The sequence below is a fragment of the Sinorhizobium sp. P24N7 genome (assembly GCF_042436655.1).
GTDB lineage: Bacteria > Pseudomonadota > Alphaproteobacteria > Rhizobiales > Rhizobiaceae > Sinorhizobium > Sinorhizobium meliloti_A.
In genome coordinates this window covers 123,482-134,491 of the sequence record NZ_JBHMIW010000019.1, presented here as the reverse complement: position 1 = coordinate 134,491, position 11,010 = coordinate 123,482, and the positions used below count along the sequence as shown (strand labels likewise).

At 66.0% G+C, this 11,010-nt stretch carries 5 protein-coding genes; 1 reads left to right on the top strand and 4 read right to left on the bottom strand.

Annotation, left to right across the window (positions count from 1 at the left end; all coding sequences use genetic code 11):
• Positions 1–537: 537 nt before the first annotated feature.
• Positions 538–1,125, bottom strand: a complete 588-nt coding sequence (locus tag ACFHWW_RS28365) for a DUF6969 family protein (RefSeq protein ID WP_379942445.1) — start codon at positions 1,123–1,125, stop codon at positions 538–540.
• 47 nt (positions 1,126–1,172) lie between these two features.
• On the opposite strand from ACFHWW_RS28365, the gene ACFHWW_RS28360 reads away from it, so the two are divergent.
• Positions 1,173–1,433, top strand: coding sequence for a hypothetical protein (locus ACFHWW_RS28360; RefSeq protein ID WP_379942443.1), 261 nt, complete (start codon positions 1,173–1,175; stop codon positions 1,431–1,433).
• Positions 1,434–1,506: 73 nt separating this feature from the next.
• Here the strand turns inward: ACFHWW_RS28360 and ACFHWW_RS28355 are convergent, their stop codons facing one another.
• The 3 genes from ACFHWW_RS28355 to ACFHWW_RS28345 form a co-directional block, all read right to left on the bottom strand.
• Positions 1,507–2,721 carry a YeeE/YedE family protein gene (locus tag ACFHWW_RS28355; RefSeq protein WP_324763720.1) on the bottom strand — a complete coding sequence of 405 codons (1,215 nt, stop codon included), beginning with the start codon at positions 2,719–2,721 and terminating at the stop codon, positions 1,507–1,509.
• Positions 2,722–2,828: 107 nt separating this feature from the next.
• Positions 2,829–3,740: a sulfurtransferase gene (locus tag ACFHWW_RS28350; RefSeq protein ID WP_275599107.1), complete on the bottom strand. Its 912-nt coding sequence runs from the start codon at positions 3,738–3,740 to the stop codon at positions 2,829–2,831.
• Between the two features lie 199 nt (positions 3,741–3,939).
• On the bottom strand, positions 3,940–10,788 hold the full coding sequence (locus ACFHWW_RS28345; RefSeq protein ID WP_379942441.1) for an autotransporter outer membrane beta-barrel domain-containing protein: 6,849 nt from the start codon (positions 10,786–10,788) through the stop codon (positions 3,940–3,942).
• Positions 10,789–11,010 lie beyond the last annotated feature (222 nt).

Sequence of the window (11,010 nt, the reverse complement as noted above, 5' to 3'; positions counted from 1 at the left end):
GGTCTCAACCACGCTTCACGTCGCCAGTCTTCCTTCCAAACGTTGACGTTTGACCAGCATCCCGAGAGGCGACGACTGTCGCATCTCTAACTGGCTCATATGTCGCATCTCTAAACTGCCGCTACATACACAAATCAGATAATCTATCTTATGGAACACAACGCAGGTGTTGTTTCCGTTGCTTTGCTTAATGACAACAAGATGCTTGGACCTGATCCGCATCTTCACGACGCGATAGCGCGCGCCAAGACCAATCTTGACATGCTGAAGCGAGTGCACGCGCAAAGTCCGCCTCAGGGATTTAGGCAACAGAAGGCTATCCTGGCCGCTTCTCTGACTGGACGCACTTCGCTGCCAGCTCGTACCTTTCCGATCCGCACGGCACATTGTACCTTCGGGTCGGTAGCAACGATTCCATAGAACGCCTGTGATTACAGGCGTTTCCAGTCACTCACTCACCCAGTTTCGGAGCCGAAAGCGCACTCTTTGGAGCTTTGGTATGGTTAACGGGATCTGCTTGATCCTCGTTCGCCACATCTAGCCACCCGAAAGCTTGAACTCCGAAGTTACCTCCAGCGCGCGGTCCTGGCGCGCTTCGACGCCTTCAGGCTGGCGGTGTGTGAGCAAGGTGCGGTCACGCTCGCGGATCAGTTCGGTTATTTGCGGCTCGTAGGCGGCGAAAATTGCCGTCAGCCAACGGTTCACGAGATAAGACGGCCGCGGCATCTGCACGTCGAAGCGCGGCAAAAGAGCGATCGTGCCTTCCGCGCCGAGCCAGTCATCTCCGACCACCCACTGGTTCACCGTGAAAAGCCGCAAAAGGCGCCCGTGAGCGTCGACCCCCACAGCCGCGAGATGGTGGATCGGCCCTCGCGGTCCTTGCGGTCGCAAGAAGCAGTGGAAATGGCCGCGTTCTTCCGCTGCCTCTTCAGCCGGGTGGCAGTGATAGAACCACTGAGCGCCGCTCGTCGGGTCGAACACATCGCCTGTCGGGTAGTGGTCCCAGGCCTTGATTTCGGCCGTGTCGCGAAAGGTCTCGCTGAGCACGTTGAGACCGCCCTTGGCGAGCAAGGTTTCGCAGTAGGCGATCTCGCGGCGCGCGAGTTCTATGGCTTGCTCAGCCATTTTCCTGGTCCGGTAAGGGAATGGGCGGCGGAGGCGGCGGAAGCTTCTTGCTCTCGGTCGGGAGGGGAACCGGCGGCGGCGGCGGCGCGAGCTTGGGTGCCGCTGCCGTGCAGGGTGCCCCGGCGGCACAAGGCGCGATGGGCACTGGCGCGGGCGGCGGAGGTGGTGCCGCGAGCGGAGCTCCGGCGGCGCAAGGCGCACCGGCCGCACAAGGCGCGGCAGCGGCGCACGGGGCACCTGCGGCACAGGGCGCCGCCCCTCCCGCCGAACCGGAGGCCGCTGCCGGCTGGGCGCGCGGAACGGGATGACTGTGGTGATCGACTGCCACAGCGGCGGTCGCTGCCGCCAGCGCTGCACCGAAAAGAAGCGTGTTCCTTGTCGTCATTTCTTCTTGAACCCGTCGAGACCGAAAAGCGGACGCATCCAGACGCCGACGAACGAGCCGACAAAGGCAGTCGCAAACCACAGCCAGCCATGCAGGCTGCCCGAAGCGATGCCTGAGAACAGCGCGCCTATATTGCAGCCGAAGGAAAGCCGTGCGCCATAGCCCATCAACAGACCGCCGACGACGGCCGCGAGCATGGAGCCAAACGGAATTTTCGCCTTCGGCGCGAATTTTCCGGCAAGACTCGCGGCGGCTGCCGCGCCAAGAACGATACCGAAATTCATCACCGATGTAACGTCGGCGAGGACGCTTGCATTGAGCGCCGCTTGCGGCCCCGGCCAGTTCCAGAACTCCCACGTCGCGACCGGAACGCCGACCGCCTGCGCCGCCTTGGCGCCCCACAGGCCGAAGCCGAACGTGACCGACCAGGGATGGCCGGCAAGCAGCAGCGTGGCGACGTTGAGCAAAGCCATGAGCAGCCCTGCCCCCACCAGAGGCCATGGACCGTAAAGCAGCCAGGCCCAACCCGCACGCGACGGTTCCGGCTCCCTTTCGATATTGCCATGCGCGCGCCACTCGATCAGCGCCGTCGCCAGGGCAACGAGGCCGAGCCCTGCGAGCGTCGCGAGGATGGCAGTGCCGGTCCCGAGCTGCCGGCCGAGATCGATCGTGCCGAAGGATGGAAGGGTCAGCCACCACGGAAGATGCGCCGAGCCGATGAGCGCGCCGACGATGAAGAAGGCAAGCGTGACGAGCATGCGGGCCGAACCGCCGCCGACGGTGAACAATGTGCCCGAACCGCAGCCGCCGCCAAGCTGCATGCCCAACCCGAACATGGCAGCCCCGACGAGTACGGAGACCCCGACCGGCGCCAGCGCGCCGACGATCGGCTGGCCACCGAGGCTGCCTGCCGAGATCAGCGGGATCATGGCCAATGCCGCCACGCCGATCATCAGCATCTGGGCGCGGATGCCGCGCCCGCGACGTTCGACCACCATCCGGCGCCACCCGCCCGTGAAACCGAAGGAGCCGTGATAAAGAGCGACCCCCAACAGGCCGCCGACGACGAAGAGGGCCGCCTGCCGCAGATCGATCAGCTGCGCGATGACGAGAAAGCCTATCAGCAGTGCGCCGCCGGCTACGAGCGCCGGCCCACGGTCGACAATCGCCGGCGGCAAATATCGCGAACGATCAAAGGAAATGTCGGTCATTTCGAATTCCTGCCGTTTGTGCGGCATTGGTCAAATCGCGAATGTCCGCAGCTTGCGGACATTCGCCTGTTCTTCCGCTACCGCGGATCGGTCCCGGTCCGCTGGCGTCAGGTGCCCGACTTGTTCTCGACCGGGCGCGCCGGGTCGGCCGTCCATTCGGCCATCGAGCCGTCATACATGGTGGTGTTCTTGTTGCCTAGCACCTCGGACAGGGCGAACCATGTTACGGATGCCCAGTGCCCCGTGTTGCAGAAGGCGATGTTTTCCTCTTCCGCAGCCAGACCGGCGGCCTCGGTCAGGGCCTTCACAGTTTCGGGTCGGGCGAAAAGCGCGTGGTCCTGACTGTAGAGCTTGGAGTGCTCGATATTGATCGATCCAGGAATAGTGCCGTTGGCGCGCACGACCGGGCTCTTGGACTTGCCCTCGTGCTGCTCGGCCGGCCGGCCATCGATGAGCTTGACGCCGGCCTTAAGCGCGGCAGCGACTTCCTCGGTCGTCGCCAGCAGTTTTTCCTGCGGCTCGGCGTGGAACGTCGCCGGTTCGGGCTTTACTGCCTCGGCGGAACGGGCCCCGCCGGCGGCGTCGTACTGCCGCCACCCGCCGTCGAGGATCGAGACTTCCTCATGGCCGAGATATTTGAACGTCCAATAGACGCGGGTCGCGCCACCGAACTCAGTCGAATCCGTACCCCAGGGCACGATGACGACGTGATCGTCATCGTCGATGCCGAGATCGCCGATCAACTTGGTGATCTGCTCCAGCGGCGGCAGCATGCCGGGGACGCCACCCACCTCGGTACGCCAACCGGCGCTCGCATAGGGGGCGACCACCGCGCCCTGTATATAGGGCTTGTCGCCAAGTTCTGTCTCGGCGACCTTGTCGCGGATGTCGAGGATGACGACGTCCTTATCGCCGGCATGCGCCTTGACCCATTCGGCATCTACGAGTGGACTGATGTCGGCAGCCAGCGCTGAAGAGGCGAGGAAGGACAGCGTGAAGGCAAATGATGCGATGCGCATTTCGTGAGGCTCCCGAATTCATATGTGAACCTCATCTACCCCGCGATGTACGTCGAGTCAGGACATGGTTTGGCTGGAGATCCGCCAACTCTTGGAAAATCTTTCTGTACGGTACCAGCGATGCGGTAAGCCGCGTCGAGGACGCCCCGCCGGGAGCGTCCGCTGCTCCTGTGCAGCTGCATTGTATCCAGTCGTTTCCTCAGAACTTGTGGCTCAAGCGCAGCGAACCGGCATGACTGTTGTAGGTGTCCGAGAACGAGCCATTATATTCCACGCGGAGACCGAAGCCGCTATCCGTTGCAAGATCGATGCCCGCGGTTACCCGCCCGACCACGTCTGCCAGCGGCACCTCGCTGTCGAACATGCCGATCCCGGCCGGAGCACCGGCCAGCCGGGCCGAGGTATCCCAGCTGTCGACCGTGCTGAAGCTCACTCCTGCGCCTGCAAACGCCCGCATCACCGTCGTTTCGTTCACCTCGACCCGCGTGCCGACCTCGATCGCCGGGGTTGCGTGGAAGCTCCATTGGCCGGAGTCGTCAACCAGGAGATCGAGCGCGCCGGTTCCCGACTCGCGATAACCGCTGGCATGCGAGTAGATCAGATCGAGATCGACCAGAGGCCGCACATAATAGGGCTCCTGCGCGAAGGTATAGGCGGCGCGTACCCGGGTGCTGAGGTTGTAGATCTCCGGATCGCCCTCGGCCTGGCCGGCGAAGCCCGGAATGCGGATCGTGCGCGTGTTGTCGTACCAACCATAGCTGCCGGCGACGGCGCCCGACAGCAGCCATGCGCCGATCTCATGCTTCAGCGAGGCGCCGGCATAGATGATGTCGCCGTCGGCGTTGACCCGGCCGTCGTCGCCGCGAATGGAACTGCGGTCATAGCCGCCGGCGAAGCCGACGAACCAGTCCGGCGATACCTCCACCTGGGCCCCCGCCCGAAGAGCGTAGGTCGTCGTATCGAAGCCCGACACGCCGCCGCCGGCCTTCTGGTCCAGTGTTTGTGCGCCGGCCTGGCTCCACATGCAACTCGTCTCGACCAGAGCCGAGGTGCCATCGGCAAACATCGGGCAGCTCAATAGCAGGTCGAGACGCTGCTGCGTCATGGCGATGCTGCCGGCCGCGGCCGCGCCTGAAATGCCGGGCGACATGTCGGAGAGAGCAGCCGCGTAGTCGCCGGAATCGTGGTCGGCCAGAGATCCGAGCGTGCCGAAAAGCGTGCCGAAGGAACCGCCGCCGGCGTCCCAAACCTGCTGCAGATGACCGGCGACGTTGTTCTGGTCTTGGTTCAGCACGGCACCGGGATCGGTGAAGTGAGCCGAGTCCGCTGAAACCGACAGCTCATTTCCCGCGCGGCTGATGGAATAATCGAAGATCGACGACTCGGCGCTCAACGAATGGTCCAGGGCGCCTTCGACAGTGAGGAACGGCAGGGTGATGTCTGGCAGGACGCTGATGGCGTTCACCGTCAACTTGCCGGCGAGCGTGGCGTCGCCGTCGATGATCAGCCGGTCCATACGGAAGCCGGCGAAGTCGGCGGTGATCCCCAGCAGCCCACCTGCGTCCTGCGTGAGGTCGCCTGTGATCCGGGTGCCGTCGATACCGCCGGAACGACCGATCGTGAGGCTGCCATGATTCATTACGTCAGCCTCGTAGATCTCCGCATCCGCCAACAGGCCGCCTGCCTCGTTGACGACGGAGACTGCCGTGTCGCCGCCCAAGCGGGCCACCCTCGACATTTTGGCCGCGACGGGCAAGGCTCCTTTCACGCTGCCGCTGATGGTACCGGCGTTGTTCACCATCAGGGTGCTGTCTCCGGGCGAGTTTACGCCGGCGGTATATTGAACGGCGACGCCCGAAGCGGCCGAGACGCTGCCTCCGGAGTTGACGGTCAACACGTTGTTTTTACCGGCCGAAACCCAGATGCCGGCACCGTTGTCGCCGGAACCGCCGGTGACAGTACCACTGACGGTCACATCGACCGTGCCGTTGTTGTCCGTTCCTGCATCGCTCTGCGCGAATATGCCGATCGAGTCCTTGCCGGACGCCTGAATAGTCCTGCCGGCAGCGAGGCTGACCGTAACATTGCCGCTCTTGCCGTCCGACGAGAGATTTCCGTTGGAACCGATAAAGGCACGCGTCGCATTGCCGCCGAAGCCGCCGCCGCCGCCGATCGACTGCGCCAGCACGCCGAAGGCGTAGTCGCCGCGCGTGAAGATGCTGCCGTCGGCCGTGACGGCGACGTTGCCACCGTCACCGTAGCTGCCGGGGCTGTTGCCGGTGAAAGAGAGCGGCGCACCCGAGGCGGCGCCGCCAACACCGCCGCCGCCGCCGATCGACTGGGCGACGAGGCCATGGGCAGCTATGCCCCGCGTCGTGATCGAGCTCTGGCTCGTCAGGTCGACGGTGACTGCGCCGCCGTCTATTGTTCCACCGCCCGAGCCGCCCACCACCAGCGAGGCAATGCTGTCGGCCTCGCCAGCGCCCCCGATGCCGCCGCCGCCGCCGATCGACTGGGCGACGAGGCCGAATGCCCGAGCGCCGGAAGTGTTGAGGGTCGTGCCGACGCTGAGATCGACTTCGCCGCCGCTGCCGCCGACACCGCCGCTGCCGCCGACAACGAGATCGATCGTGTGGCTGTGCTCTTTTTCGGCGGCGGTGCTGCTTCCGGCGCCGCCGACGCCGCCGCCGCCGCCGATCGACTGCGCTACGATGCCGTGCGCGTCATCGCCGCTCGTCGAAAGGTTGATCCACCCCTTGGCAGTGACCGTACCGCCGCTGCCGCCGGCACCACCGCTGCCGCCGAAGCCGCCGCCGACCGTGATCCTGCCTGCCGCCTGGTCGGAACCATCGCCGCCCTGCCCGCCGCCGCCACCGATCGACTGCAGCAGCACGCCATAGGCGCTGTATCCCGCGGTGCTGATGCTGTTGCCATGGTTGTCGTCGAAGGTGACGTCGACCGCACCGCCATTGCCGCCCGCACCGCCGCTGCCGCCGACACCGACGGTAATGTTGGCCGTTGCCTGGCTTCCGGACGCGGTGGAGGTGCCGCCCGCACCGCCGCCCCCGCCGATCGACTGGGCGACGATGCCGTCGGCCCAGTCGCCCAGCGTGGCGATGCGACCGGCATGCGTCAGCGTGACCGCGTTGCCGTTTGCGGCCGTCCCGCCAGTGCCGCCGTCGTCGATGGTCGCGCCGACACTCACTCCGAAGCAGTAGCCGGATTCACCATCGCCGTCGACGCTGGAGCAATCGCTCTCTCCCTCGTCGTCGAGCGGCTCGGAACCGTCGGAAGTAGCCTGCCCCACCGAGCCGCCCAGCCCGCCGCCACCGCCGATCGACTGCGCCAATACCCCGTCGGCATCGGCGCCAAAAGTAGTGATCTTACCTGCGGTGGTGACGTCGACCGTGCCGGCGGAGCCGCCGCTGCCGCCGGTGCGGCCCAGCGAAACGTCGACAGATGCGGAGAAAGCGCCGCTGCCCTCTTCCGATTCTTCGGCTTCCTCGCCGCCGGGCAGACTGGCGCTGGCCGACAGCCCGACGCTGGCGCCCTGCGAAGTCCCGCCGCCACCGCCGATCGACTGGACGAGCACGCCGCGCGAACCGGACCCGCTGGTCTGCAGGCTGGTGCCGCTGTCGAGCGTCACAGTCGCGTTCCCGGCGCCGGCGCCGCCGCTGCCTGATCCGCCGATCCCGACTTTTGCGGTCAGGTTGAAGCCGCTGCCGATCTGCTTGCTGTTGACACTGCCGACGCCGCCATTGCCGCCGCCGCCGCCGATCGACTGCGCCACGATCGCATTGGCATAGTCGCCGGCCGTCGCCACCGAGGCGCTGTCATCGAGATCGACCGTGACGGTACCGCCATTGCCGCCGCCGCTGCCCGAGCCTCCGACCGAGACGCCGATGTCGGCGCTGACCGTGTCCACCGTGCCCGCCGTCGCGGCCAACGACGACGCGCTGCCGCCATTGCCGCCGCCGCCGCCGATCGACTGCGCCACGAGGCCATGCGACGAAGCGCCTTTCGTGGAGACCGCGGTGCTGCCGTCGAGCGTCAGTGACACCGCGGCGGCGTCATGGGACGATCCACCGCTGCCTCCAACCGCCGTGGAGACGCTCATCGCCAGGGAGACGTCCTCACCGGTCGGCACCGCCACGGTGAGTGCGTCGGCAATCGAAGAGCCGCCACTGCCGCCGCCGCCGCTGATCGACTGCGCGAGCACGCCGATGGCATCGGTCACGTCGCCGTCGTCCTGTCCGGTCCAGATGGAACTGTCGGTCAGATGCACTGTAACCTTGTCGCTGTACCCGCCGTTGCCACCGGTACCGCCGACGGCGACCGACGCGGTGAAGCCGAGACCTGCGGAATAGGAGCTCGCGGTACCGCCGGTGCCGCCGCCGCCGCCGATCGATTGCGCCACGATGCCCGCGGCGTGCGAGCCGCCGGTCATCAGGCTGAGGCCCTGGAAGCCGACATCCACGGTATTTGCATAGCCGCCACCGCCACCGCCGCCGCCGATCTGGAAGCTGCCGAACCCGGCATCGCCGCCCGTGGCGTTGCCGCCATTGCCGCCGCCGCCGCCGATCGACTGCGCGAGAATGCCGACCGCTCCGGAACCCCCGGTCGCGATCGTGACGGGCTGCGGCGCTCCGGAACCTGCGGAGCAATCGCTGCTGGGATTCGCATTGGTGACGCAGACCCATCCGCCGCTACCGCCACCCGAGGCACTGCCGCCGACGCCCAGCCCCGGAACCGCAACCGACATATCGATCACATCGCCACCATTGCCGCCGCCGCCGCCGATCGACTGCGCCATGATCGCATGCGCCATTTCTCCCTGCGTGGTGACCGAACCGCCGGACAGCAATATGTTGGCATGAGTACCGTAGCCGCCGGCGCCGCCCGAGCCTCCGACGCCCGCGATGCCTTCAGCACCGCCACCTGAACCGCCGCCGCCGCCGATGGATTGCGCCATGATACCGATCGCCGCGTCGCCGGCGGTGCTGATGGCACCCGAGCTCCGGACCTCGGCAGTACCGCCGTAGTTGGCGGCGCCGCCGGTACCTCCGATAGACAGCACCCCGCCCGCCGTGCCGGCAGCGCCGCCGCCGCCGCTGATCGACTGCGCGATGATGCCGTGCGCGGAATAGCCGGTCGTGGTGATGATTCCGGTATGCTGGACGCTGGCCGTCTCGGCCTTCCCGCCGTCGCCGCCATCGCCACCCAGCTCGAGCGTCAGCCCGTCGGCGATGCCGCCTGTGCCGCCGCTGCCGCCGATCGACTGTACCAGGATGCCATAGGAATGGTCGCCCGAGGTGTCGATCGTCCCGCCAGCATTGTTGATGGTGGCCGTATTGCCATCGCCGCCATTGCCGCCATTGCCGGCACCGCCGCCGAGCACGTCGGTGAAATCGCCGCCCGTGCCGCCGCCGCCGCCGATCGAATGCAGGGTGACCGCAGCCGAAAAATCCCCTGTCGTCGTGATCTTGGAGCCGGCAGTGACATACGCACCGACACCGCCGGCATTGCCACCGTAGCCGCCGCCGCCGCTCGTTCCGACAAGGGCCGTGTCGTCGCCGCCATTGCCTCCCTGACCGCCGATGCTTCCCCCCAGCAGGCCGTAGGCCTCGAGGCCGTCGGTCTCGATGGAACCGCCATAGACATTGATCTGAATCTCGCTGACGTCGCCGCCTTTACCGCCGGAGCTATCCTTCTCGCCGCTGGCGCCGTCGCCGCCTCTACCGCCCTGGGCCAGCCCGACGACACCGGCGACATAATCGCCTTTTGTCGAAACCGTGACGCCCGATTGGACGCTCAGGGTCGAGTTGAACGCAGAGCCGTTCCCGCCACGGCCTCCGGTCGTTGACTTGGTGCCGGCGCCGCCATCACCACCCTGGCTGATGGCAACGATGCCGCCGGACAGTTCGTTCGGGCCGGAGCCGGTGGCGACCACGGTGATGTCGGAATAGGTGTCGATGCTGAACTGGTCGCCGTCCGCGCCGGCGCCGCCATTGTCGGATGAATCCTGAGAGGCCGTGCCATAGGAGCCTTGGCTGAACGCATAGATGCCGCGCACGCTGTCGGCACTGTTCGAGTAGATGTTGATCGCACCGACCGAGGCATTTCCGCCGGTTGAACCGTTGCTGATGCGGATGGAGCCACCTGCCCCACCCGCGCCATTGTCGTGCCCCCCCGCCTGGCCGATGGATTGGGCGGCGAGACCCCAGACATAGTCCAGCCCGTTCAGCGGGTTGGTCGCGCTGCCGAGATTCACCTGCCCGGTGTTGGTGATGCTGATGCTTCCGCCGCTGCCGCCGACTCCCCCGAACTGGTCGCCTGCCGCGCCGCTGTTCTGGTTGCCGCCGGTGCCACCCTTGCTCACGGCATGAATGCCGGCCATGCCCCTGGCCGTATTGGAGCTGAGCGACTCTACGCTCAGCGCGCCGTAGTTGGTGATCGTCAGCGCGCCTCCGGACCCGCCTGCCCCACCATTGGACTTGTAATTGTCGTTATCCCCGTCCCCCGAGCCGCCGAAGCTCGTCGCGGAAATCAGGCTGCCGATCGAGCCTGGATCCGTCGAGGTGGTCAGGGTTATGGGGCCGTAATTGGTGATCGTCACGGCGCCCCCTGCGCCGGCGCTTCCCTCGTCGACGCCAGCGCCTCCCATTGTGTATGTCATGATGACACCGCCGACGGAATCCCAGGGCATGGTGTAAGGGAGACTGGCGCCGGCCGTGTACGACGCCTGGGTGTCGATCGTTATGTTCGCTCCGGGATCGCCGTTCTTCTCATCCTTGTCATCGACACCACTGTCGCCCCAACAGGCCGACCATGTGTATCCATAATCGACCTGGCCGATCGTCTGGGTTGCATTTCCATTGCAACCCGCATACGCCTCGCCGGCCAGGGCCGCCCCGCCGAGACCCACGGCCAGCACGAACAAAAAATGCGAGGTGTTCCGCTCGGACGGAAGCGCCGCTTGGTCGCCGGGCCGGAATGCTGTGAGCGAAGACCTCGGCCGGGCTTTCCTGCTTCTGGTGGCGTGCTTCATCCGATGTATCCCCCCGAAAAATGGCGCCCGTACAGCGAGACACGGCGGCAAGCCTTGCACCGCCATGTTCAACGTGCGAGTGTGCGACGCACTGAATATGCGACTCCTCATAGGTATTAATGATGCGCTCTCCGCGCATGGACACGCCCTATTCGATGAACCGGTCGATCTACTCGGTGAAGAGACCAATCCAGCCCGGGGATGACGGCAATTAGGGAATTA

Bases quoted from the DNA above. Each gene is read 5' to 3' on its own strand.
- ACFHWW_RS28365 (WP_379942445.1), bottom strand. From the start codon at position 1,125: ATGGCTGAGCAAGCCATAGAACTCGCGCGCCGCGAGATCGCCTACTGC.
- ACFHWW_RS28355 (WP_324763720.1), bottom strand. From the start codon at position 2,721: ATGACCGACATTTCCTTTGATCGTTCGCGATATTTGCCGCCGGCGATT.
- ACFHWW_RS28350 (WP_275599107.1), bottom strand. From the start codon at position 3,740: ATGCGCATCGCATCATTTGCCTTCACGCTGTCCTTCCTCGCCTCTTCA.
- ACFHWW_RS28345 (WP_379942441.1), bottom strand. From the start codon at position 10,788: ATGAAGCACGCCACCAGAAGCAGGAAAGCCCGGCCGAGGTCTTCGCTC.